Genomic DNA, 24041 nt, shown 5'->3' on the forward strand with positions numbered 1-24041 from the left:
TGACGAGATTTAATCCATGACACAGCAACATACTCAAGACCTAGCACAAATACGGGCCCTGATACCTGAAATGAGACGAGTGAAGTGTATTCACTTTGTCGGAATTGGTGGTGCTGGCATGAGTGGTATCGCAGAGGTACTGCTTAATGAAGGCTATCAGATTACCGGTTCAGATCTTGCTGAAAATGCTGTGACAGAGCGTCTGACTCAAAAAGGTGCCACTGTCTATATTGGCCATCAGGCGAGCAATATTGAAAATGCAAGTGTGGTAGTGGTGTCTACGGCTATCGATCCAGAAAACCAAGAATTAGTTGCTGCAAAAGAGCTGAGAATTCCTGTAGTTCGCCGTGCTGAAATGCTAGCGGAACTGATGCGTTTTAGACATGGGATCGCTGTGGCTGGTACGCACGGTAAAACCACGACGACTGCACTGGTTACTCAGATTTATTCGGAAGCTGGAATGGATCCGACGTTTGTTAACGGTGGCTTGGTAAAAAGTGCTGGTACTAATGCTCGATTAGGCTCAAGCCGAATATTGATCGCTGAAGCGGATGAAAGTGATGCGTCTTTCCTTCACCTGCAACCGATGGTGAGTATTGTGACTAATATTGAAGCTGACCATATGGATACCTATGGTGGAGACTTTGATACGCTAAAACAAACCTTTATCGATTTCTTACATAACCTGCCTTTCTACGGTCAGGCGGTGATGTGTGTTGACGATCCGGTAGTTCGTGAATTGATTCCAAGTGTTAGTCGTCAAGTGATTACTTATGGTTTTTCTGATGATGCAGATGTGCGAATTGAGAACTATCGTCAAGACGGCCAGCAAGGTAAATTCACGGTTGTCAGAAAAGGCCGAGAGAACTTAGAAATTACTCTAAATATTCCAGGTCAACATAATGCTCTTAATGCAGCGGCGGCGATTGCTGTTGCAACGGAAGATAATATTGCCGATGAAGCTATCGTTAACGCCATGTTAGGGACTGAAGGTACTGGCCGACGCTTTGAGCACCTTGGTGAGTTTGAAACAGGTAACGGTAAAGTGATGCTAGTGGATGACTACGGCCATCACCCAACAGAAGTGGATGTTACGATTAAAGCGGCGCGCAATGGCTGGGCTGAAAAACGCTTAGTGATGATTTTCCAACCTCATCGATATAGTCGTACTCGCGATTTATATGATGACTTTGCCAATGTGCTGGAACAAGTTGATGTTTTAGTGATGTTGGATGTTTATTCGGCAGGAGAGGCTCCGATTGCTGGGGCTGATGGACGCTCACTATGTCGTACTATTCGTACAAGAGGTAAGTTGGATCCTGTTTTTGTTCCAGACGTGAATGCGTTACCATCTGTTTTATCGAATCTTTTGCAAGAAGGCGACCTTCTTCTGACGCAAGGTGCTGGTGATATCGGTAAAGTAGCCAGAAAGCTAGAGCAGATGAAGTTAGATATCCAGCTAATGCAGAATAGTTAGCAACGTCAGTTCAATTAGTAAAAAACTTAACTGTTCGACCGAGCTATCGAGAATTTTGATCGCTTAGTCGAACATTTTTGTTATTTCAATGTGTAAAAGCCGATATTTCTTAGGTTCAGTGTTTGATAGTTTGATATTCATTAGTATAATCCTAAGGTTAACAATATTAGATTAGACTCTTATTCCACTATCTTAAGGAAAGGCGAAGAGAAGTTAATAAAGGACCAAAGAGTTTGACTGAAACTTCAGAGAGCAGTGCAGAATCAACGCGTCGAATTACCTTGTTTTCTAAACATGGGGTCGGGGCTGTTTTTTTATTAGCTGTAATCACCGTAATAGGTTCAACACTTTATTCCACCATTAGCTGGATGTGGGACGACCAGCGCCTCCCTTTATCAAAGATAGTGTTGCAGGGCGATTTGACTCATGTAACTGCCAAGGATGTGCAACACGCATTTGCCAACCTTGAACACATTGGCACTTTTATGTCTCAAGACATCAATGTGCTGCAGCAAAGTGTCGAGCAAATCCCTTGGGTATCTCAGGCCTCCGTTCGCAAACAATGGCCAGATACAGTAAAAGTCTTTCTGACAGAGCATCAAGCTAGTGCCATCTGGAATGGTATTGATATGTTAGACACAAACGGTGTTGTGTTTAGCGGTGATGTGTCGGCAATTGAAGAGCAGAAAGTAAAACTTTATGGGCCAAAAGGCACTGAGTTACAAGTACTTCAAACTTATCGAAACAGCAACGGGCAATTAGCACCGCTTGGGTTATCCATATCATCATTGGTACTGAACGAACGCCGAGCTTGGCAAGTTATTTTGGACAACGGTATCCGTTTAGAGTTGGGTAAAGACTCGATGCAGGAGCGCTTGGAGCGCTTTATTTCGCTTTATCGAAAGTTGGGCGATCAAGTCTCTAAAATTAGTTATATCGACTTAAGATATGATACCGGCGCTGCGGTTGGCTGGTTCCCTGCGGAAGAGGCTGGAACCGCTCACGCAGAGAGCAAAAAAGTAGGATGACTGCTATTACGTATCGGTAGAGCAATTTATCGATACCTAAGTTCAGTTTGGACATTGAGCAACAAGATTGTTCGCTGGAAATTGAAATATCTATAACAAAGAGAGTACAGATGACGAAGACCACGGATGACAATATTATTGTCGGTCTTGATATAGGCACTGCAACTGTATCTGCGTTGGTCGGTGAAGTATTACCCGACGGTCAGGTCAATATCATTGGTGCTGGCTCCAGTCCTTCTCGAGGCATGGACAAAGGCGGTGTAAACGACCTAGAGTCAGTGGTTAAATCCGTGCAGCGTGCGATCGATCAAGCTGAGTTGATGGCAGAATGCCAGATTAGCAATGTATTTATTTCTCTTTCAGGCAAGCATATTGCGAGTCGAATTGAAAAAGGCATGGGAACCATTTCTGAGGAAGAAGTGTCACAGGATGATATGGACCGAGCGATTCATACCGCGAAATCCATTAAAATTGGTGATGAACAACGTATTCTTCATGTGATTCCTCAGGAATTTACCATAGACTATCAAGAAGGGATAAAAAATCCGCTTGGCTTGTCTGGTGTTCGAATGGAAGTGAGTGTTCATCTGATTTCTTGTCACAATGATATGGCAAGAAATATCATCAAGGCCGTTGAGCGTTGTGGATTAAAGGTAGAGCAGTTGGTTTTCTCTGGATTAGCTTCCAGTAACGCTGTTATTACTGAAGATGAACGAGAGCTGGGCGTTTGTGTCGTAGACATTGGCGCGGGAACCATGGATGTCTCTATTTGGACCGGTGGTGCACTTCGACATACAGAAGTGTTCTCTTATGCTGGTAATGCGGTGACCAGTGATATTGCATTTGCATTTGGTACACCTCTTAGTGATGCAGAAGAAATAAAAGTAAAGTATGGTTGTGCTCTAAGCGAACTAGTGAGCAAAGATGATACAGTTAACGTTCCAAGCGTTGGTGGTCGACCTTCTCGTAGTTTGCAACGCCAAACATTGGCAGAAGTGATAGAACCACGCTATACAGAGTTAATGGGACTAGTAAATCAAACCATTGATAATGTTCAAGCTAAACTAAGAGAGAATGGTGTAAAACATCATCTAGCAGCAGGCGTGGTCTTAACGGGCGGCGCAGCACAAATTGAAGGGGTTGTGGAGTGTGCAGAGCGCGTCTTCCGCAATCAGGTTCGTGTAGGCAAGCCTTTAGAGGTTAGCGGTCTCACGGACTATGTAAAGGAGCCGTATCATTCTACGGCCGTTGGATTACTTCATTACGCAAGAGACAGTCAGATCAATGACGACAATGATTATAACGAACCAAAACGTCAATCGGTGTCGACAATCTTTGGAAAGTTGCGTAATTGGATACAAAAAGAGTTTTAACCTGAGTTGCAGGAAAACGGAGATAACAAATGTTTGAACCGATGATGGAAATGTCTGACGAAGCAGTCATTAAAGTAGTTGGAGTCGGCGGTGGCGGTGGTAACGCTGTAGAACACATGGTTCGTGAGTCAATCGAAGGGGTTGATTTCATTAGTGTGAATACGGATGCTCAGGCACTTCGCAAAACGAGTATTAGTCACGTCATTCAAATCGGCGGCGATATTACAAAAGGCTTGGGTGCGGGTGCAAACCCACAAGTTGGACGTGATGCAGCTCTCGAAGATAAAGAAAGAATTAAAGAAAGCATTACTGGCGCCGATATGGTATTTATCGCAGCTGGTATGGGTGGTGGTACCGGAACCGGTGCAGCTCCCGTTATTGCTGAAGTAGCGAAAGAGCTTGGTATTCTTACTGTTGCGGTGGTGACTAAACCATTTAGCTTCGAGGGTAAAAAGCGTCTTGCATTTGCAGAACAGGGTATTGAAGAGCTATCAAAGCATGTTGACTCTTTAATCACTATTCCAAATGAAAAGCTACTTAAAGTACTAGGTCGTGGTGTTACGCTTTTAGAAGCCTTTGCAAGTGCGAACGATGTTCTTAAGAATGCCGTTCAAGGTATTGCAGAGCTAATTACTCGCCCAGGCATGATTAACGTCGACTTTGCGGACGTACGTACTGTGATGTCTGAGATGGGTCATGCGATGATGGGTAGCGGTGTTGCTAAAGGCGAAGACCGTGCAGAAGAAGCCGCTGAAATGGCGATTTCTAGCCCGCTTCTAGAAGATATCGATCTTGCTGGTGCTCGTGGTGTTCTAGTGAACATTACTGCTGGTCTGGATATGCGTTTAGACGAGTTTGAAACAGTCGGTAATACAGTGAAGGCTTTTGCTTCTGATAATGCAACAGTGGTAATTGGTACTTCGCTAGACCCTGACATGAGCGACGAAATTCGCGTGACTGTGGTTGCTACTGGTATCGGTAATGAGCGCAAACCTGACATCACGCTTGTTGCAGGTGGTAAAACACCAGTAACAGCAAGTCAGCCACAACAACAAACGCAAGCTCCAGCTGCGAAAGTTGAAGAGAAAGTGGCACAAACTTTGCCTGTAAATAGTCAGGACAAGGTTGAAGTGAACACACCGAGTCATTCGGGATCAAATGCACCTGCATCTGGCGCGAATACTAGTGCTGCACCTAAACCTGAAAAGGAAAGTGGCTACTTAGATATTCCAGCATTTTTGCGTCGTCAAGCAGACTAAGCTGTCTGCTTAAATTTGACACAGCTCAAAAATCTGGTAGGATTCGCGGTTGCTTACATAATCAACCGTGATTTGTAGCGTTGAAGAAGAGGTTTGTAGATGATCAGACAACGTACGCTTAAAGAAATAGTGACTACTGTAGGAGTGGGTCTCCACTCTGGCCGTAAAGTAACACTAACTTTGCGTCCAGCGGCTGCTAATACTGGTGTCGTTTACCGTCGTACTGACGTGAATCCGCCTGTGGATTTTCCTGCGGATCCTCTTTCTGTGCGCGACACAATGCTATGTACTGCGCTTGTTAATGATGACGGTGTTCGTATTTCAACAGTCGAGCACTTGAATGCAGCATTAGCGGGTATGGGCATTGATAACATCATCGTTGAAGTTGATGCGCCTGAAATCCCTATTATGGATGGTAGTGCAAGCCCGTTTGTATACTTGCTACAACAAGCCGGCATCGAAACTCAGAATGCACCAAAACGTTTCATCCGTATCAAGAAACCAGTGCGTTTCGAAGATGGTGATAAGTGGGCAGAGCTTCGTCCGTACAACGGTTTCCGTATGGATTTCGAAATTGAGTTCAACCACCCTGCAATTGATGCTGACGAACAGCGTCTGCAGTTTGATTTCTCGTCGCAAGGCTTTATCAAAGATATCGCTCGCGCTCGTACTTTTGGTTTCATGCGTGACATCGAGTACCTACAATCACAAAATCTTGTGTTAGGTGGTAGCTTCGATAATGCTATCGTTCTTGATGAATACCGTATTCTTAACGAAGAAGGTCTTCGTTTCGATAATGAGTTTGTTACTCACAAAGTATTGGATGCGATTGGCGACCTCTATATGGCTGGTCACGCGATTGTTGGTGAGTTCTCTGCGTATAAATCGGGTCATGGTCTAAATAACCAACTACTGCGCGCGGTATTGGCAGACCAAGAAGCGTGGGAATGGGCAACATTCGAAGAGCAAGCTGGTTCTCCAGTTGCTTTTGCAGAACCAAACATGGTTCTTGCTTAAAAAACTACTAGTGTTTAAAAAACCAGACCTTGAGTCTGGTTTTTTTATGCCTACTAAACAGTGATGTGGCAGTTTGTTGCCTGTTGAACTTTACTTAACAGTGGCAAAGATCTGCAGTGGATCTTCGTGATCTTGCAGTTTGGCTGCTTTAAATGAAACTCGCTGTGCAGTTTAAGTTTTCACTTTTGATGTATGCTGCCGCTATCTCCGTTTAGAAATATCCGCCACAATGCTGCGCTGAATGCGGCTTTATATTACAAAACTTCCAAACACATCAAACTAATTACGGTTAGTTTGTATTGAAGCTTGGTTGTTAGGGCAAAAATTCCTTAAACTATGTGCCATTAATTGGTATATCTGCCTTGAAATTTAACAGCTTGAACTCAATATCAGTTGGTATAGATTTTATCTCAGTTAGGTCAGTAGACCCTAGTCGAGACGGAAGGCAATTTTAATAGGTCGATATGATCTAATGGTAGAGAGAATAAAAACACAATGATTACTAACCTACTGACAAAGGTCATCGGTAGTCGTAACGACAGAACACTGCGTCGACTAAGAAAAATCGTAAAGCAGATCAATAACTACGAGCCACAGTTCGAAGCATTGTCTGACGAAGAACTGAAAGCAAAAACAGTAGAGTTTCGTGAGCGATTGGATAAAGGTGAAAACCTAGACCAACTTCTGCCAGAAGCATTTGCTACAGTTCGTGAAGCGTCTAAACGTGTCTTCGGGATGCGCCATTTCGACGTTCAGCTTATCGGTGGCATGGTGTTGAACTCTGGTCAAATTGCAGAGATGCGTACTGGTGAAGGCAAAACGCTAACAGCAACTTTGCCTGCTTATCTAAATGCTCTACCGGGCAAAGGCGTTCACATCGTAACGGTGAATGACTACTTAGCAAAACGCGATGCTGAAACAAACCGCGCTCTATTTGAATTCCTAGGCATGAGTGTTGGCGTGAACGTGCCAAACATGCACCCGCAAGAAAAGAAAGAAGCTTATCAAGCGGACATTCTATACGGTACCAACAACGAATTTGGTTTTGACTACCTACGTGACAACATGGCTTTCCGTGTGGAAGACCGAGTTCAGCGTGAGCGATTCTTTGCTGTTGTCGATGAAGTGGACTCAATTTTAATTGATGAAGCTCGTACTCCACTTATTATTTCAGGTCCTGCTGAAGACAGTTCAGAGCTATATACACGTATTAACACGTTAATTCCTCAGCTTGAACAACAAGATCAAGAAGACTCAGAAGAGTACCGTGGTGATGGTCACTACACGGTTGATGAAAAATCAAAACAGGTTCACTTAACCGAAACAGGTCAGGAGTTTGTTGAAGAACTATTGATCAAGAATGGTTTGATGGAAGAGGGTGACACACTTTACTCGCCAACCAATATTAGCCTATTGCATCACGTGAACGCAGCCCTTCGTGCTCATGTTTTATTTGAGAAAAACGTTGACTATATCGTTAACGAGCAAGGCGAAGTAGTTATCGTTGATGAGCATACTGGTCGTACTATGCCAGGCCGTCGTTGGTCTGAAGGTCTTCACCAAGCTGTTGAAGCGAAAGAAGGGGTGAAGATTCAAAACGAAAACCAAACACTTGCTTCTATTACGTTCCAGAACTACTTCCGTCTTTATGAAAAACTGTCGGGTATGACAGGTACGGCAGATACTGAAGCGTTTGAGTTCCAGTCTATCTATGGTTTAGAAACAGTTGTTATCCCAACCAATAAACCAATGGTTCGTGATGACATGGCTGATGTGGTTTATCGTACTGAAGTTGAAAAATTCAACGCGATTATCGAAGACATTAAAGAGCGCAGTGCAAAAGGTCAGCCTATTCTGGTTGGTACGGTTTCGATTGAGAAGTCAGAGCTGTTATCTAATGCGTTGAAGCAAGCTAAGATCAGGCACAACGTTCTTAACGCGAAGTTCCACGAACGCGAAGCTGAAATCGTTGCTGAAGCGGGTACGCCAGGTGCAGTAACTATCGCAACTAACATGGCGGGTCGTGGTACCGATATCGTGTTAGGTGGCAGCTGGCAGTCTAAAGTTGAACAGATTTCTGAGCCTACGCAAGAGCAAATCGATGCCATTAAAGCAGAATGGAAAGTGATTCATGATCAAGTTCTTGCTGCTGGTGGTCTACATATCATTGGTACAGAGCGTCATGAATCTCGCCGTATCGATAACCAGTTACGTGGTCGTTCTGGTCGTCAAGGTGATGCTGGTTCATCTCGTTTCTATCTATCAATGGAAGATCAACTACTCCGTATATTCACTTCTGATCGTATGGCTAGCCTTATCCAAAGTGGTATGGACGAAGGTGAAGCGATTGAAAGTAAGATGCTATCACGCTCTATTGAGAAAGCTCAGCGTAAAGTGGAAGGTCGTAACTTCGATATCCGTAAGCAATTGCTTGAGTTTGATGACGTGGCCAATGACCAGCGTAAAGTTGTCTACGAGCTTCGTGATGAATTAATGACGGCAGAAGACATCAGTGAAATGCTTGAGCAAAACCGTGCTGATGTGTTCACTTCTGTTATCGATGAGTACATCCCACCTCAATCTCTAGAAGATATGTGGGATATCGAGGGTCTAGAAGAACGTCTGAAGAATGACTTCGATTTAGAGCTTCCAATCAAAACTTGGCTTGATGAAGATGACAAGCTCTATGAAGAAGCACTTCGTGAGAAAATCCTTGATACAGCAGTAACGATTTATCAACAGAAAGAAGAAACTGTTGGTGCACAAGTACTTCGTAACTTTGAAAAATCGGTCATGCTGCAGACTCTAGATACGCTATGGAAAGAGCATCTAGCGGCTATGGATCATCTACGTCAAGGTATTCACCTTCGTGGTTATGCTCAGAAGAACCCGAAACAAGAATACAAGCGTGAGTCGTTTGAGTTGTTTGAGCAACTGTTGGATTCTCTGAAATTTGACGTGATCACTATACTTTCAAAAGTACGCGTGCAACAGCAAGAAGAAGTTGAGCGTATGGAAGCTCAGCGTCAAGCGCAAGCAGAGGCAGCAGCAGCAAAAGCGCATGCTCAACACGCGGATGCTGAGAACCAACTTGCTGATCACTCAGAAGAGTCTGGTGATGATTCACAACAGCCTATGGTTCGTGAAGAACGTAAGGTTGGGCGCAATGAACCATGTCCTTGTGGATCTGGTAAGAAATACAAACAATGCCATGGTAAGATTAACTAAACCATGATGTAAAAATGAAGAGTCGCATTATGCGGCTCTTTTTTTAATCTGAATTTACGAGAAACACAGAAATAGGTGGGGAAAAACGTGAAGCGAGTTCATATCGTTGCCGCAATTATCTTTAATCAAGATAAGTCGCAAATCTATATCACTAAACGTCCTGATAATCTTCACAAAGGCGGCTTTTGGGAGTTTCCTGGGGGTAAAGTCGAGGTAGGAGAATCAGTCGGCGAGGCGATAACTCGTGAGCTGTTCGAAGAGATCGACATAAAAGTTAAAGAGTTTGAGTTGTTCGAGCACCTACTTCATGACTACCCAGAAAAATCGTTGAAGTTTGATTTTATCTCGGTGACGTCGTTTGACAATGAACCATACGGAAAAGAGGGGCAGGAAGGCTGTTGGGTAAATATTGCCGATTTACCGAATTATGCATTCCCCGAAGCGAATGTACCCATCCTAAACAAAGTGGTCGAAAAATACCGTTAAAATCTGTAACGACTCTGGTAGCCCTAGTGTCTTTGCGTTACATTGGTAGCAACATAAACAACGGAGAATAACGCAATGGTAAGAATTGCGATTGCAGGAGCAGCGGGCCGTATGGGTCGCAACCTAGTGAAAGCAACGTTTCACAACAATCAGGCTGAAGTAGGCGCAGGTTCTGAACGCCCAGAGTCATCTTTAGTTGGTGTTGATGTTGGTGAATTATGTGGTGAAGGGCGATTTGACGTCGCTTTGGTGGATGATCTTAACAAGTCTATTGATGACTTTGACGTTATCATCGATTTCACCGCGCCAAAAAGTACCCTTGCGAATCTAGAGCTATGTAAACAGCATGGCAAAAAAATGGTGATTGGTACAACTGGCTTTAGCGAAGAAGAGAAGGCGATTATCGATGAGGCTGCTCAGTCTGTGCCAGTGGTTATGGCGCCGAACTACAGCGTAGGGGTTAACCTTGTCTTTAAGCTTCTTGAGAAAGCGGCGAAAGTTATGGGCGATTACTGCGACATCGAAATTGTTGAAGCACATCACCGCCATAAAGTAGATGCTCCATCTGGTACTGCTATCGGTATGGGAGAAGCGATTGCAGGCGCAATGGGTAATGAACTCAACGATGTAGCCGTCTATGCTCGTGAAGGCATCACTGGTGAGCGTACTCGTGACGAAATTGGCTTTGCTACGATTCGAGCTGGCGATATTGTTGGTGAACATACCGCTATGTTTGCTGATATTGGTGAGCGCGTCGAGATTACCCACAAAGCGACCGATCGCATGACGTTTGCCAATGGGGCCGTTAAAGCTGCAGTATGGCTCAATGATAAGCCTGCGGGCTTTTATACCATGACTGAAGTTCTCGGTCTCGATAGCATTTAACGAAAAGCGCCAGTCGGCGCTTTTTTTATATCTCATGGCGTCGAATCTCAAAGCTCAATTGTTTTACATAATTATTCTCAAGGTCAGTATTGTTCTAGGGTATGAATAGCCATCTCGCTAAATCGACCAAAAACACAATAACTGTACAAAATAAATGGATTTATGTGTGAATTTTGTAGCTTTGAGATAAAAACTGTCTCTTATGTCTTATTTTTATATGTTAACTTGTTTCGGTTAACGTTTGCGTAGTTATGAGGTAAAAATTGCGGGGTTGTTATTAACTTTGCTAGCACGAAAAACTATGCGGAATCATAACTGATTGATTTTTGCTCTTGAAATGTGTTTTTTTGAGGGTTTAGAGTAAAAAAATGGTCAATGGCGATAAAATTTAATTTTATTTTTCGGCAGTTGTTGACACTTGTCACGGGCATCATTAGAATACCGCCAATTTGTCTGAACTACCTAAAAGCGCTTATTTATAGCGAAGAGGAAGGCAAATCTGCAATTTAATTTAAAATTTATGCATTTTTATTCTGGAGGTTGTCTTGAGTAAATCAGCACTGTTAGTCCTAGAAGATGGGACAGTGTTCCACGGTGTTTCCATTGGAGCAGATGGTTTATCCGTTGGTGAAGTTGTTTTTAATACCTCGATGACGGGGTACCAAGAAATCCTCACTGATCCTTCCTATTCTCAACAGATCGTAACTCTTACTTATCCTCACATTGGCAATACTGGTACTAATAAAGAAGACGAAGAGTCTTCAGCAATCCACGCACAAGGCCTTGTGATTCGCGATCTTCCTCTTATCGCATCAAACTTCCGTAACGAACAATCCCTTTCAGACTATCTCAAGTCTCAGAACATCGTTGGTATCGCTGATATCGATACACGTAAGCTGACTCGCCTTCTTCGTGAAAAAGGTGCGCAGAACGGTTGTATCGTAGCGGGCGATAACCTAGATGAAGCTCTAGCACTTGCTAAAGCAAAAGAATTCCCTGGCTTGAAAGGTATGGATCTTGCGAAAGAGGTTACAACAAAAGAAACGTATCAATGGAAACAAGGTTCGTGGACGCTCGAGGGTGGACTTCCTGAAGCGAAAGACGACAGTGAATTGCCATATCACGTTGTTGCCTACGACTTCGGTGCCAAGCGTAACATCTTGCGCATGCTTGTTGACCGCGGCTGCCGCCTAACGGTGGTTCCAGCGCAAACTTCAGCAGAAGAAGTGCTCGCGCTTAACCCAGATGGCGTGTTCCTATCGAACGGCCCTGGCGACCCAGCTCCTTGTACTTACGCTATTGAGGCAACTAAGACTTTCCTAGATAACGGACTGCCTATCTTCGGTATCTGTCTGGGTCACCAAATTTTGGCGCTAGCATCAGGTGCACAAACTGTGAAAATGAAGTTTGGCCACCACGGTGCCAACCATCCGGTAAAAGATCTCGATCGCAATGTAGTGATGATTACCTCTCAGAACCACGGTTTTGCTGCTGATGAAGAGACGTTACCTGAAAACCTGCGTGCGACGCACAAGTCTCTATTTGACGGTACGCTTCAAGGTATCCATCGCACTGATAAGCCGGCATTTAGCTTCCAAGGTCACCCTGAAGCAAGCCCAGGTCCACACGATGCTGCACCATTGTTTGACCACTTCATTGAACTGATTAAAAAACACAAAGCGTAATTCGGAGTAGTTGAGAATGCCAAAACGTACTGACATTAAAAGTATTCTAATTCTTGGTGCTGGCCCGATTGTTATCGGTCAGGCTTGTGAGTTTGACTATTCTGGCGCACAAGCGTGTAAAGCGCTACGTGAAGAAGGTTATCGAGTTATCCTAGTGAACTCGAACCCTGCAACAATCATGACTGACCCGGACATGGCGGATGCGACGTACATCGAACCTATTCAGTGGGAAGTTGTTCGTAACATCATCGCTAAAGAACGTCCTGACGCGGTTCTACCTACAATGGGTGGTCAAACCGCGCTGAACTGTGCACTTGACCTAGAGAAGCACGGCGTACTTGAAGAGTTCGGTGTGGAAATGATTGGTGCAACGGCCGACGCTATCGATAAAGCAGAAGACCGTTCTCGCTTCGATAAAGCGATGAAATCAATTGGCCTAGAATGTCCACGCGCTGATACTGCGAAAACTATGGAAGAAGCGTACGCGGTTCTTGATATGGTTGGCTTCCCTTGTATCATTCGTCCTTCTTTCACTATGGGTGGTACTGGTGGCGGTATCGCATATAACAAAGAAGAATTCGAAGAAATCTGTCGCCGTGGTTTAGACCTTTCTCCAACGAACGAACTTCTTATCGATGAATCCCTTATCGGTTGGAAAGAATACGAAATGGAAGTGGTTCGTGACAAAGCGGACAACTGCATTATCGTTTGTGCGATTGAAAACTTCGACCCAATGGGTATTCACACGGGTGACTCAATCACAGTCGCACCAGCGCAAACGCTGACAGATAAAGAATATCAATTGATGCGTAACGCTTCTCTAGCGGTACTGCGTGAGATTGGTGTTGAAACAGGTGGTTCAAACGTTCAGTTTGGTATCAACCCGAAAGATGGCCGTATGGTTATCATCGAGATGAACCCACGTGTATCTCGCTCTTCTGCTCTAGCGTCTAAAGCAACGGGTTTCCCTATCGCTAAGATTGCAGCGAAACTAGCGGTTGGTTTCACACTAGATGAACTGATGAACGATATCACGGGTGGTGCCACACCAGCATCGTTTGAACCAACTATCGACTACGTAGTAACTAAGATTCCTCGTTTTAACTTCGAGAAGTTTGCTGGCGCTAACGACCGTCTAACAACACAGATGAAGTCAGTTGGTGAGGTAATGGCGATTGGTCGTAACCAACAAGAGTCGCTACAAAAAGCGCTTCGTGGCCTAGAAGTTGGCGCGACTGGCTTTGACGAAATGGTTGACCTTGATGCTCCTGATGCACTGTCTAAAATCCGCCACGAGCTGAAAGAAGCTGGTGCCGAGCGTATTTGGTATATCGCTGACGCATTCCGTGCAGGTCTATCTGTAGATGGTGTCTTCAACCTGACACAAATCGACCGTTGGTTCCTAGTTCAAATCGAAGAGATTGTGAAACTAGAGCAAGAACTGCGAGCGAAAGGTTTTGCAGGCCTTGATAAGCAAGAGCTAAACAAGCTTAAGCGTAAAGGTTTTGCTGATGCGCGCCTATCTAAGATTCTAGGTGTAGCGGAAAGCGAAATTCGTCGTCTGCGTGACCAATACGATATCCACCCAGTGTACAAGCGCGTTGATACTTGTGCGGCTGAGTTCTCTTCTGATACCGCTTACATGTACTCCTCTTATGATGACGAATGTGAGGCGAATCCAACAGATAAAGACAAAATCATGATCCTAGGTGGCGGTCCAAACCGTATCGGCCAAGGTATCGAATTTGATTACTGTTGTGTACACGCATCTTTAGCACTACGCGAAGACGGTTACGAGACCATCATGGTTAACTGTAACCCAGAAACGGTTTCAACTGACTACGATACGTCTGACCGTCTGTACTTCGAACCAGTTACACTGGAAGATGTATTGGCTATCGCTCGAGTAGAGAAACCGAAAGGCGTAATCGTTCAGTACGGTGGTCAAACGCCTCTGAAACTGGCTCGTGCTTTAGAAGCTGCTGGTGTGCCAATCATTGGTACTAGCCCTGACGCTATCGACCGTGCAGAAGACCGTGAGCGTTTCCAAGTAGCGGTAGACCGTCTTGGCCTTCTACAACCAGAAAACGCAACAGTAACGACAATGGAGCAAGCGGTAGAGAAATCTCGCGAAATCGGCTTCCCATTGGTTGTTCGTCCATCGTATGTACTAGGTGGTCGCGCAATGGAAATTGTTTACGACGAGCAAGATCTACGTCGTTACTTCAACGAAGCTGTGAGTGTTTCTAACGAGTCTCCTGTTCTGTTAGATAGCTTCCTAGATGACGCCGTTGAGGTTGACATCGACGCACTATGTGACGGTGAGCGAGTGGTTATCGGCGGGATTATGGAGCATATCGAACAAGCAGGTGTTCACTCTGGTGACTCAGCATGTTCACTTCCTGCATACACGCTAAGCCAAGAAATCCAAGATACAATGCGTGAGCAAGTTGAAAAGCTAGCGTTTGAGTTGGGTGTTCGTGGTCTAATGAACACTCAGTTTGCGGTTAAGAACAACAAGGTTTACTTGATTGAAGTTAACCCACGTGCAGCGCGTACCGTTCCGTTTGTATCGAAAGCAACAGGTGCACCTATTGCTAAGATTGCTGCTCGTGTTATGGCGGGTCAATCTCTAGAGTCGCAAGGCTTCACTAAAGAGATTATTCCGCCTTACTACTCAGTGAAAGAAGTGGTACTGCCATTCAACAAGTTCCCTGGCGTTGACCCACTATTAGGCCCAGAAATGCGTTCTACTGGTGAGGTAATGGGTGTCGGTGCGACATTTGCTGAAGCTTATGCGAAAGCAGAGCTAGGTTGTGGCAATGTTTACCCTGAAGGAGGTCGTGCGCTATTGTCTGTTCGTGAAGGTGATAAAGAGCGCGTGGTTGACCTAGCTTCTAAGCTAACGAAGCTTGGCTACCAACTAGATGCAACACACGGTACAGCAGTAATCTTAGGTGAAGCTGGAATCAACCCTCGTCTTGTAAACAAGGTACACGAAGGTCGTCCACATATCCTAGACCGTATCAAGAACAACGAGTACACCTACATCGTTAACACGGCAGCAGGTCGTCAAGCGATTGAGGACTCAAAAGTTCTACGTCGTGGCGCGCTTGCGGAGAAAGTGAACTACACCACAACGCTAAATGCAGCGTTTGCAACCTGTATGTCTCATACCGCAGATGCGAAGTCGACAGTGACATCGGTTCAAGAGCTTCACGCACAAGTAAAAAGTGCTTAATAGATAAAAACTAAGAAGCAGGTCTAACTCCTGCCTTTTAGACAACCTCATTGCCCGCTCATTTGAGCGGGCTTTTTTTGTCGCATTCTTTATTCAGAGAGTGTTTTTTAAATAATTATTTTAGTCGTTATATTCCTACCCCCAATTAAAACGTAGGAAATTAGCAGTGAAAATTAAACATACTTTATCTATCTTAACGGCGGCAATGACATTGTCTTTTTCAGCTTTGGCTGACGATAGTTTTTACCTAGGTACCATATATAGTGCGGTGCGAGCAGCGGATGAGAGCGTTGACAAATCGACTTCCAATATTAGTAATTTAGGACTTCAGGCAGGGTACTCATTCAATCAGCATTTTGCCCTTGAGGGACGATATTTCTATGCACTCAATCGTTCAAGTTCTTTGCCTCAACACCAGTCGCAAATTTATGCCAAAGCAAGCTATCCACTCAATGACACTTTTTCGATCTACGCCTTAGCTGGGGTCAACTTTGCGAAAGAATATTCCGCAAGTAGTCAAACTAAAGGGTATTTTTCGGGAGGTGCCGGAGTCTCTTATACCTTTACGGATAAACTTAAAGGGTCATTAGAATATGTCTCTTTAGCTCATAGCAAGTTTTATAAAGGTAATGCTGTCAATATCGGCTTAAGTTACTGCTTCTAATTAATTCCTTAGGGGAATAGGTTTGTATCCATGATTTCGCTAGTGTTGATGTTTGTCGCGAGTAAAATGAGACAATATTTCACGTTGAGTTAGCATAATGGAAGTTACGATAGAAATTCTTGGACTCCTATTCCTGGTGGCAGGATTAGCGGGTTTTATTGATGCGATGGCTGGTGGTGGCGGGTTACTTACTCTTCCTGCTCTCCTGTCAGTCGGCGTTCCCCCAACTCAAGCATTGGCAACTAACAAGTTACAAAGCTCATTTGGTAGCTTTTCGGCAACTTGGTATTTTGTGCGCAATGGTATTGTTGACCTCAAGGAAATGCGACTTGCGATTCTATGTACTTTTATAGGATCTGCAGTTGGTGCTGAATTAGTACAGCATATTGATGCAGGGGTGCTGACGAGCTTGATTCCAGTTTTACTGCTGGGGATTTCTCTGTACTTTTTGCTGGCTCCACAAGCAGGAGAGGGCGGTGGCAAACCTAAAATGTCAGAAACCCTATTTGCCTTTTCTGTAGGTACTGGTGTCGGATTTTACGACGGCTTCTTTGGACCGGGTACCGGTTCTATCTTTACCATTTGTTTTGTCGCCATCGCACAACTGTCGATTGTTCATGCGACAGCAAAAACCAAAGTGCTCAATTTTACTTCCAATCTAGCCGCATTAATCTTTTTCATTATTGCAGGCTTACCGGTTTGGGAAATCGGCTTAGTTATGGCAGTGGGCGGTTTTTTGGGTGCCAGAATGGGAGCTAAGGTCGTTGTATCTAAGGGGAAAAAATTCATCCGCCCATTGGTTGTGATCATGTCAATGGTCATGGCATTGAAGCTACTTTGGGAACAGCATCCTCAATGGTTTCAATCACTGTTCTAACTCGTTCTAATTTCAGTGCCGAGGGACGATAAACAAGGTGCACGGGACGTGTCAACGTAGCAAGAAAATCGAAGTCAAAGCAAAGCCCTTCATCAATGTGAAGGGTTTTTATAATTGATAATGGAACCAAAGCGGCAGAGACACCTTTGATTGCCAACTGCGCTGCTGCAGTATAAGAGTCCATCTGCATGCTAGGAATAATACCCGCTTGCTGAAGCAAGCCCGCTTGATAGGTATTGGCCGGATTGTTGAGGTCGTTAGTGATGAGCTTAGCGGGCGGTGCGGTAAGCGGTTGATGGCTCACGACTCGAAACGGTTCGTTGAATAGATGGGTCGCATGCAGGCCAAGACGACTATTAAGATGCCCTGCACAGAGTCCAATCGCTGCGTCTCCAGCTTTAACGTGTTCAATGATTCGAGGTGTATGGTTGGTGGTAATGGTGAGGAATGGGTCTTTAAGCAGCAACATGGGAAATACTTCACTGAGATAACCTGCCACTAAGGTTTCCGAACAATCCACACGAATAATCGTTTGATCATCAAGAGTCTGCTCTTCAGCAATTAATCCGCGAAGCTCATGCAAACTTGGACCAACACGGTCGATAAGAGAGAGAGCGTCAGGAGTTAGTTTTATTTGCCTCCCTTCTGGCTCGATTAATTTTTTGCCAAGTTTTCTTTCTAGATTGGCTATTCGCTTACTGACCGCCGACTGGCTGATATATAGTCTGCTGCCAGTACGGCTCATGGTTTTTTCTTGTGAGAGCACAAGTAAGGTCTCAATGCCTTCTAATAGCATAAGCTTTGATGAAAATTGGGAATGGATTTTATTATTCTAACATAACCTGATGACGACGTTGGTAGGCTAAGTCAGCAATTCGGTGACCAAAGTAATGGGCAGTTTCTAAGTCATTAGGGTGAACTTGCGCATTGTCATCGTAGCTTGCCACTAAGCCAATTGAGGAGCCTGTGCGGTTCAAAGCTTTGTTATCTGTGTGTTTTGAAACATCTAACCCTGCCCAGATCATACCGTGCTGGCAGGCTAAGGCAAAGAAACCAAGCAGCGTTTGTTGCTGCTCACCATTGAGACTACCGCCCATGGTAAATACTGCGGCAAGCTTATTACGCCAATTGAGTTGGACATATTCATCGCTACTCGCATCCATAAAAGCCTTAAATTGAGCGCTGGCCGAGCCCATGTAAGTAGGACTTCCGAAAACAATAGCATCGAAATGCTTTAGTGATGAAAGTAAATGATTATTGACGTAACGACCCTCTTCAATATCACGGCTCTCAATCTCAAACAGAGTGGCACTATAGAGCGCAGACTCGATGCCACTTTGAATGGCTTTTGCGAGTGCTCGGGTCGCTCCACTCTTAGAGAAGTAAACAATAGCGATGTTTGACATCTCAATCTCCTACTTAGGCTGTGTGAGTTCAACGCGATAGTATTCATCGTCTTCATCTTTAATAAAATCGACAAAATGGTGAATGCTGTCTAGTTCATCTTCCACATAATGGGAGACATAGAGCAACTGGCTTAAGTTTTCTTTGGCTATCATATCGAGGGCATTCATCACCAGCTTACGACCTAGAAAATCAAGCCCTTGATAAGGCTCATCCAAGATAAGGATAGTAGGCTGCTTGATGATAGCTCGAGCAATTAAAAGGAGTCTTTGTTGACTATATTCGAGGGACTTAAAAGAACGGTCGTGCAAGTGCTCCATATGAAGCAGCGTTAACCACTCTTTCGCCGCATCTATCTGATTTTGGCTAGGCTTATCATAAAGTCCGATAGAGTCGAAAAAGCCCGATAGCAAGACTTCCAAGGCGCTGCAACTGACACGATATTGCAAGTGAAGTGCAGAAGAGACCATACCGGTATGCTGTTTGATGTCCCACACGGTTTCTCCGCTGCCGCGCTTCAAACCATAAATCAGAATGTCATTGCTATAACATTGTGGATGATCGCCAAAGATCATGCCGAGCAATGTACTTTTTCCACAACCGTTTGGTCCACGAACTTGCCAGTGCTCTCCATTGTTAATCTGCCAGTTCACGCCGGAGAATATTTTTTGGTCGACGTATTCTACGTGTCCGTCGGTAATTTTAACCAAGGGGTCTGGAAACTTCGATTGATGTTGATGCTTACGAATTAGCGCAAGCCATTGTTCGCTTTGCGCTGAAGATTGAGCCAGTAGCTGCGAAATGACAGGGTGAGCGCGCCATTGCTGGTAGCTTAGTTGTTCGGTCAATGTACCATCTTCAAACATGGCGACATGATTAACCCAAACAGGGATTTCATCTTCCCTTGAGGTGATCACCACCAATTGAATATGCAGTGATAGGTCGCGAAGGTAGTCGGCAAGCATCTTGCGATGCAACGTATCTAAGCCGACAAATGGCTCATCCAAAATAAGCAGTTTAGGTGAGGTTGCTAATGCTCTGGCTAACATAACGCGACGTGTTTCGCCGGTTGATAGTTGCTTAAAGCCTCGCTCTTTTAAGTGCAAAAGATCCAGCTCTTGAATCAACTGATCTGCTACAGTTTCGTTGCTGGCAAACTCGGATACCAGTTGAGTCACGGTGCGACCAAAATCGATTCGATCCATAAAGTCGGTATCGTCATTGGCATTTTCCAGTTCAAGTAATCGCTGCTGCTCTGCTAAAGAAACTTGTGCAATGCCGGTTTGTAAACCAAGAATCTCCCCTTCTTTAGGAAAGATTTCTTGGCACAATAAGTCGCCCAATAAAGAGCCTACATTGCCTTGGGTTTCAAATACTGCCCAATGTTCACCAGATTGAATGCGCCAATCTGGAATAGAGATAGAACCAGCTTGGTCAAAAGAAACGTGATTGAAGATGACATCCATAGACTTTTCCCTGTCATTGGTCTGAGAGACGATGAATTAACCAACATACTAAAGCGAATGGGAAAAATGAAGAGTAAAAGCTAGAGATTGTTATCTCTAGCTTTTGGTAATCAGGTTACTTATCTAAAGCAAACGTAGGTAAGGATAAGTGCCAGCGAATAGCGCCTAAGCGAATAACCAGCGTTGCAACAATACAACACAAGAAGGCTACTTCTGAAGAAGCACCAAGTAACAGAGCTGAGGTATGGAAAACACCACCTATGATACAGGCTGTTGCGTATACCTCACGGCGCAGTACCATAGGAACCTCGCGAGCCAGTACATCCCGAATTATACCGCCACCGCATCCGGTAATTACTCCCATAATGACTGCAACCATATAGGAGTCTTGGAATAGCATTGACTTCTCAACCCCGATACCGACAAAAACCGCAAGACCAACGGCATCGCACACTGGTAACACATACCAAGGAAGTCGACGTGGATGGCGAATCAATAGCATGGTCAAAATACAGGTGATGAAAATGACCCAAAGGTAAGTGTTGTCGGTGATCCAGAAAACTGGCGTTGCACCGAGTGCCATGTCTCGAATCGTGCCGCCACCTATCGCAGTGACGCTACCGAGTACCATTACACCAAAAGGATCCATCCTGAGTCTTCCTGCGAGTATCACTCCTGATATCGCAAACACTGCCGTACCAAATAAGTCGACCAAATAGAGCATGGAGTCCACAGCTAGTTTCTCACTGAAGCATAAAAGGAAAGTTCGCCAATTTTACGGGATTTAACGATTGCGCCTAGTGGTTCGTAGCTGAATGTGATCTATCTCTCAATTATTATTGAGTTCTTACCTGATCCAGATACTGGCAAACCTGTTGTATGGCTAGAAGTGTTCTTGGTGTTGGTCTGTTTAGCCAGTCAGACGTCAATGACCACACATGATGTTGGCTAACGGCTGGTAACTCCTGCTGCCACTTGTGCCACATGGTGCCGTTTTTAATGGCATGCTCTGAAGTAAAAATGGCTTGAGGCTGGCGAACTATTACCTGTTCAGGGCTGACTTGTGGATAGGGGGCTTTGCTATCGGCAAAAATATTTTCACCACCACAAAACTCAAACACTTCGCTCGGCCAACTGCCTTGCGCTAAGGTGATAATGGGCTTTTCACTTAGCTGGTAAAAGTAGCGAACGGGTGTTTCTGTGTCATATTTTTGCTTTAACTGCGCTAAACCTCGACGAAACTCTTTGGCTGCGTTTAAGCCAATGGAAGGGTCATCGGCATATTGGCTTAATTTCTCGATGTTGATAGCGATATCATCGAGAGTTTTGGTTTGTGAGTAAAATAGGTTAAATCCCAGCTTTTCTAGTTTCTCCAATTCACGTGCAGGGTTTCCCGCAGGCCAGACAAGAATGAGGTCAGGTTGCATCGCCACGATTCGTTCCAATTTGATACCTTGGTAATTGGCCACTCGCTCCAACTCTTTCGCTTGCTCTGGATAGTCACTGTATTCACTTACTGCGATAAGCTTATCACCAAGTCCTGCGGCATACGCCAGTTCCGTAGCATGAGGAGCTAAACTGATAATACGTTGTGTGTCTGCTAGAGCATGTTGAGTTGCCAAAAAAGTAATGACAAGTATGAGCCAATTCTTCATGAAATTAGAAACCTCTGTGAATGATAAACATGACTAGGCTCTGCATCACTAGCCAAAAATAGATACGCCAAGCAATGTGTTTCTGCAACAAGGCCAAGTGATAAGCCGACGGTGCTACTTTTCCGCCGATACGTGCTCGCTGAAGTTTTTCACCTTGATAGATAGCTGGCCCACCAAGAGCAAGCTCAAAACGGTGTGCACAGCCACTGATGAGCCAAGCCGTGACTGGGTTATGCCACGATTTAGCTTGCATTATGGCGTGTTTAATAGAGGTAATGGGCAGACCAGCAAACATGAGTATTGAAAACAGCTTCTGGGGTGCGAAATCCAACAGTGAAAATAGCCAAGCAATAGGTTTACCGAAACTAGCAAAGCCTTTTTGGCTAGGACTCCAATTGCGAGCGAGCTCTAAAGTCAGTCGATACAGCAAGGCGCCAACACCACCACTAACGCCGTACCAAAACAGCACGCCGACTACGTTTCTAGCATAACTCAGAAGTAGCGTTTCAGAGCCTGCTTTGCCTATGCCCAGAAGCGATAGGTTGTTGGTCTCTCGGTTTACTTTGGTTGAAAGCAGTCTACGCGCATTGGCTTTATCTTCTTGAGCGAGGGCATTAATAAGTTTGTGGGCGTACTGTTCGTTGTTGCGCCAATCAATGGCCAAGAGAAGCAAGGCTAATTGATAGAATTCTGGCTTCCAAACTAATGGCTCAAGAGCCCAAAGTACTAGGCCAGTGGGGACTAACATTAGTAACAGGGCAAGCCAACCCGCAAGGTGCTGTTGCTCGTTTGTTGACGATGGAGAATTGACTTTATCTGCCACTAGCGCAGCAATCTGTTGCCAAAATCGAACAGGATGAGCGGCGGAGGGGATTGGAATTAGCAGATGAAATAACAGCGCACTCCACATTACCAGCAGTGCGCCATTTCCATATAAACTCTCTAGAAAAGAGCTCATTCAGCAGTCCTTGCGTTTTATTTCCCTTAGGAGGCTTAAGTTGAAGGGTTACTTAAGCAAATCCACCATATTTACTACCATTTCAGACGAGCTTTGTGCTGCCAAAGGTAGGAATTCTTCGAAGCTCATTGGTGACTCTTTGTCTGCCACGTCAGAGATAGCACGTACCACGACGAAAGGTGTATTGAACTGGTGGCAAACTTGTGCGATCGCTGATGCTTCCATCTCGACAGCGATAACACCAGGGAAGTTTTTACGGATAGTTTCTTGACGTTCTGGACGACATACAAACTCATCACCAGTACAAATTAGACCACGTACTGCGTGCTTATCTTTCATCTGTGCAAGCGCTTGTTCTGCTGTTTCCATCAATTTAGCGTCGGCAGCGAAGGCCGCTGGTTGACCCGCCATCTGACCAATTTCATAGCCAAATGCCGTCACATCAGCGTCGTGATGACGAACTTCAGTGGAGATGACGACATCTCCTAGGTTTAGTGAAGACTCAAAGCCACCTGCAGAACCTGTGTTAATAACCACATCAGGTTGGTAATCGCTAAGAAGAATCGTTGTTCCTACAGCTGCCGCTACCTTGCCAATACCTGACTGTAGCAAGACAATGTCTGCACCGTTAAGTTGACCAGTAAAGAAGGTGCAACCGCCTTTTTTAGTTTCAACAAGGTTTGTTAATGCTGATTTTAGGATGGAAACTTCTTGTTCCATTGCGCCGATTACGCCGATTTTCATAGAGATTCTCTCAGGTTGGAAAACGTATTTGGCGTGCAGTATAGCAATAGTCTTTGCACAGCCCAACCATTGCTATAGCAATTACTCAAGGGTTTGCTTCAATCAGTCCTGATTCGATCAACTTGAGGCGAAATGCTTCAACTCTTTCACGGTTCACGTCAAAGTCGTAATAGCCAATTCTAGCTTCGGAGCGAACCAATAATTGGTCTCCTTCAATTTTTAGCTCCATATCATCGACATAGCGAAAAACACTGGAGGTGTATTCGACTCGCAGATAATTGCCTTCTTTGGCCGCAACTTCGGCATTCGGAAGGGTTAAGGCGACTTGTTCTATCTGATTGATATTGGTGTTTGGCGTCAATGTGAATGGGGCAAGTGTAAACTCTTCTCGGCTATCTTGAGTTGAAACACACCGAGGACTATCGCCACAGGGTTGCTCTGTCCGGTCCGTTGTTGTTTTATAACCTGCACAGCATGCGGTTAGGATCATCACTGAAGAAAGTGTAAGCCACTTGGGTAATGTCATAATCATCCCTTAAACAAAAGCCCAGCTAGGCTGGGCTAAGAAAACAATGGTCATTCTGATTGATGAAG

At 44.7% G+C, this 24041-nt stretch carries 20 protein-coding genes; 12 read left to right on the top strand and 8 right to left on the bottom strand.

Annotated elements, in window-relative coordinates; all coding sequences use genetic code 11:
* Positions 1-16 precede the first annotated feature (16 nt).
* The 12 genes from murC (at position 17) to AWH66_RS00700 (ending at position 17220) form a co-directional block, all read left to right on the top strand.
* Positions 17-1477, top strand: a complete 1461-nt coding sequence (murC, locus tag AWH66_RS00645) for a UDP-N-acetylmuramate--L-alanine ligase (protein ID WP_006072717.1) — start codon at positions 17-19, stop codon at positions 1475-1477.
* A gap of 233 nt (positions 1478-1710) precedes the next feature.
* Complete coding sequence (locus AWH66_RS00650) at positions 1711-2505, top strand: cell division protein FtsQ/DivIB (protein ID WP_143081445.1); 795 nt, start codon at positions 1711-1713, stop codon at positions 2503-2505.
* Positions 2506-2615: 110 nt separating this feature from the next.
* The gene (ftsA, locus tag AWH66_RS00655) at positions 2616-3878 is read left to right on the top strand and encodes a cell division protein FtsA (protein WP_038223983.1); all 1263 of its coding nucleotides are present in this window, start codon (positions 2616-2618) and stop codon (positions 3876-3878) included.
* A 29-nt stretch (positions 3879-3907) separates the two neighbouring features.
* Positions 3908-5137: a cell division protein FtsZ gene (ftsZ, locus tag AWH66_RS00660; RefSeq protein ID WP_031495612.1), complete on the top strand. Its 1230-nt coding sequence runs from the start codon at positions 3908-3910 to the stop codon at positions 5135-5137.
* Between the two features lie 99 nt (positions 5138-5236).
* The gene (gene lpxC, locus AWH66_RS00665) at positions 5237-6154 is read left to right on the top strand and encodes a UDP-3-O-acyl-N-acetylglucosamine deacetylase (protein WP_031494089.1); all 918 of its coding nucleotides are present in this window, start codon (positions 5237-5239) and stop codon (positions 6152-6154) included.
* A gap of 495 nt (positions 6155-6649) precedes the next feature.
* Positions 6650-9382, top strand: coding sequence for a preprotein translocase subunit SecA (secA, locus tag AWH66_RS00670; RefSeq protein ID WP_063606585.1), 2733 nt, complete (start codon positions 6650-6652; stop codon positions 9380-9382).
* Positions 9383-9469: 87 nt separating this feature from the next.
* A complete protein-coding gene (gene mutT / locus AWH66_RS00675) occupies positions 9470-9868 on the top strand; it encodes an 8-oxo-dGTP diphosphatase MutT (RefSeq protein ID WP_071487836.1) in 399 nt (132 codons plus the stop codon).
* Between the two features lie 75 nt (positions 9869-9943).
* Positions 9944-10753, top strand: a complete 810-nt coding sequence (dapB, locus tag AWH66_RS00680) for a 4-hydroxy-tetrahydrodipicolinate reductase (protein ID WP_006075634.1) — start codon at positions 9944-9946, stop codon at positions 10751-10753.
* A gap of 545 nt (positions 10754-11298) precedes the next feature.
* Positions 11299-12438: a glutamine-hydrolyzing carbamoyl-phosphate synthase small subunit gene (gene carA, locus AWH66_RS00685; RefSeq protein ID WP_062459866.1), complete on the top strand. Its 1140-nt coding sequence runs from the start codon at positions 11299-11301 to the stop codon at positions 12436-12438.
* Between the two features lie 16 nt (positions 12439-12454).
* On the top strand, positions 12455-15679 hold the full coding sequence (gene carB, locus AWH66_RS00690; RefSeq protein ID WP_062459864.1) for a carbamoyl-phosphate synthase large subunit: 3225 nt from the start codon (positions 12455-12457) through the stop codon (positions 15677-15679).
* 166 nt (positions 15680-15845) lie between these two features.
* Positions 15846-16343, top strand: coding sequence for a porin family protein (locus tag AWH66_RS00695; RefSeq protein WP_062459862.1), 498 nt, complete (start codon positions 15846-15848; stop codon positions 16341-16343).
* Between the two features lie 97 nt (positions 16344-16440).
* Positions 16441-17220 (top strand): TSUP family transporter, encoded by a 780-nt coding sequence (locus AWH66_RS00700; protein ID WP_006072885.1) that lies wholly within the window; start codon positions 16441-16443, stop codon positions 17218-17220.
* Here the strand turns inward: AWH66_RS00700 and AWH66_RS00705 are convergent.
* The 8 genes from AWH66_RS00705 to AWH66_RS00740 form a co-directional block, all read right to left on the bottom strand.
* The gene (locus tag AWH66_RS00705) at positions 17162-18016 is read right to left on the bottom strand and encodes a LysR family transcriptional regulator (protein ID WP_063606583.1); all 855 of its coding nucleotides are present in this window, start codon (positions 18014-18016) and stop codon (positions 17162-17164) included. The two genes, AWH66_RS00700 and AWH66_RS00705, sit on opposite strands and share 59 nt — an antisense overlap.
* A 31-nt stretch (positions 18017-18047) precedes the next feature.
* Positions 18048-18632 (bottom strand): flavodoxin family protein, encoded by a 585-nt coding sequence (locus AWH66_RS00710; protein ID WP_206360028.1) that lies wholly within the window; start codon positions 18630-18632, stop codon positions 18048-18050.
* 3 nt (positions 18633-18635) lie between these two features.
* Positions 18636-20090, bottom strand: coding sequence for an ATP-binding cassette domain-containing protein (locus tag AWH66_RS00715; RefSeq protein WP_063606581.1), 1455 nt, complete (start codon positions 20088-20090; stop codon positions 18636-18638).
* A gap of 115 nt (positions 20091-20205) precedes the next feature.
* Positions 20206-20814, bottom strand: a complete 609-nt coding sequence (locus AWH66_RS00720) for a TRIC cation channel family protein (RefSeq protein WP_216610721.1) — start codon at positions 20812-20814, stop codon at positions 20206-20208.
* Positions 20815-20926: 112 nt separating this feature from the next.
* Positions 20927-21745 carry a vitamin B12 ABC transporter substrate-binding protein BtuF gene (btuF, locus tag AWH66_RS00725; protein ID WP_063606580.1) on the bottom strand — a complete coding sequence of 273 codons (819 nt, stop codon included), beginning with the start codon at positions 21743-21745 and terminating at the stop codon, positions 20927-20929.
* A gap of 4 nt (positions 21746-21749) precedes the next feature.
* Entirely contained in the window at positions 21750-22703 is a 954-nt protein-coding gene (locus AWH66_RS00730; RefSeq protein ID WP_063606579.1) for a cobalamin biosynthesis family protein, read from the bottom strand.
* Between the two features lie 48 nt (positions 22704-22751).
* On the bottom strand, positions 22752-23447 hold the full coding sequence (gene mtnN, locus AWH66_RS00735; RefSeq protein WP_006072892.1) for a 5'-methylthioadenosine/S-adenosylhomocysteine nucleosidase: 696 nt from the start codon (positions 23445-23447) through the stop codon (positions 22752-22754).
* Positions 23448-23532: 85 nt separating this feature from the next.
* Positions 23533-23973, bottom strand: a complete 441-nt coding sequence (locus tag AWH66_RS00740; protein WP_063606578.1) for a DUF1499 domain-containing protein — start codon at positions 23971-23973, stop codon at positions 23533-23535.
* Positions 23974-24041: the final 68 nt, after the last annotated feature.

Source organism: Vibrio barjaei, from assembly GCF_001639065.2.
GTDB lineage: Bacteria > Pseudomonadota > Gammaproteobacteria > Enterobacterales > Vibrionaceae > Vibrio > Vibrio barjaei.

What these genes read in the sequence shown, in the direction of transcription:
- murC (WP_006072717.1), top strand. Translation starts at nt 17, where the DNA reads ATGACACAGCAACATACTCAAGACCTAGCACAAATACGGGCCCTGATA.
- ftsA (WP_038223983.1), top strand. Translation starts at nt 2,616, where the DNA reads ATGACGAAGACCACGGATGACAATATTATTGTCGGTCTTGATATAGGC.
- ftsZ (WP_031495612.1), top strand. Translation starts at nt 3,908, where the DNA reads ATGTTTGAACCGATGATGGAAATGTCTGACGAAGCAGTCATTAAAGTA.
- lpxC (WP_031494089.1), top strand. Translation starts at nt 5,237, where the DNA reads ATGATCAGACAACGTACGCTTAAAGAAATAGTGACTACTGTAGGAGTG.
- secA (WP_063606585.1), top strand. Translation starts at nt 6,650, where the DNA reads ATGATTACTAACCTACTGACAAAGGTCATCGGTAGTCGTAACGACAGA.
- dapB (WP_006075634.1), top strand. Translation starts at nt 9,944, where the DNA reads ATGGTAAGAATTGCGATTGCAGGAGCAGCGGGCCGTATGGGTCGCAAC.
- carB (WP_062459864.1), top strand. Translation starts at nt 12,455, where the DNA reads ATGCCAAAACGTACTGACATTAAAAGTATTCTAATTCTTGGTGCTGGC.
- AWH66_RS00700 (WP_006072885.1), top strand. Translation starts at nt 16,441, where the DNA reads ATGGAAGTTACGATAGAAATTCTTGGACTCCTATTCCTGGTGGCAGGA.
- AWH66_RS00705 (WP_063606583.1), bottom strand. Translation starts at nt 18,016, where the DNA reads ATGCTATTAGAAGGCATTGAGACCTTACTTGTGCTCTCACAAGAAAAA.
- AWH66_RS00715 (WP_063606581.1), bottom strand. Translation starts at nt 20,090, where the DNA reads ATGGATGTCATCTTCAATCACGTTTCTTTTGACCAAGCTGGTTCTATC.
- AWH66_RS00720 (WP_216610721.1), bottom strand. Translation starts at nt 20,814, where the DNA reads ATGCTCTATTTGGTCGACTTATTTGGTACGGCAGTGTTTGCGATATCA.
- btuF (WP_063606580.1), bottom strand. Translation starts at nt 21,745, where the DNA reads ATGAAGAATTGGCTCATACTTGTCATTACTTTTTTGGCAACTCAACAT.
- AWH66_RS00730 (WP_063606579.1), bottom strand. Translation starts at nt 22,703, where the DNA reads ATGAGCTCTTTTCTAGAGAGTTTATATGGAAATGGCGCACTGCTGGTA.
- mtnN (WP_006072892.1), bottom strand. Translation starts at nt 23,447, where the DNA reads ATGAAAATCGGCGTAATCGGCGCAATGGAACAAGAAGTTTCCATCCTA.
- AWH66_RS00740 (WP_063606578.1), bottom strand. Translation starts at nt 23,973, where the DNA reads ATGACATTACCCAAGTGGCTTACACTTTCTTCAGTGATGATCCTAACC.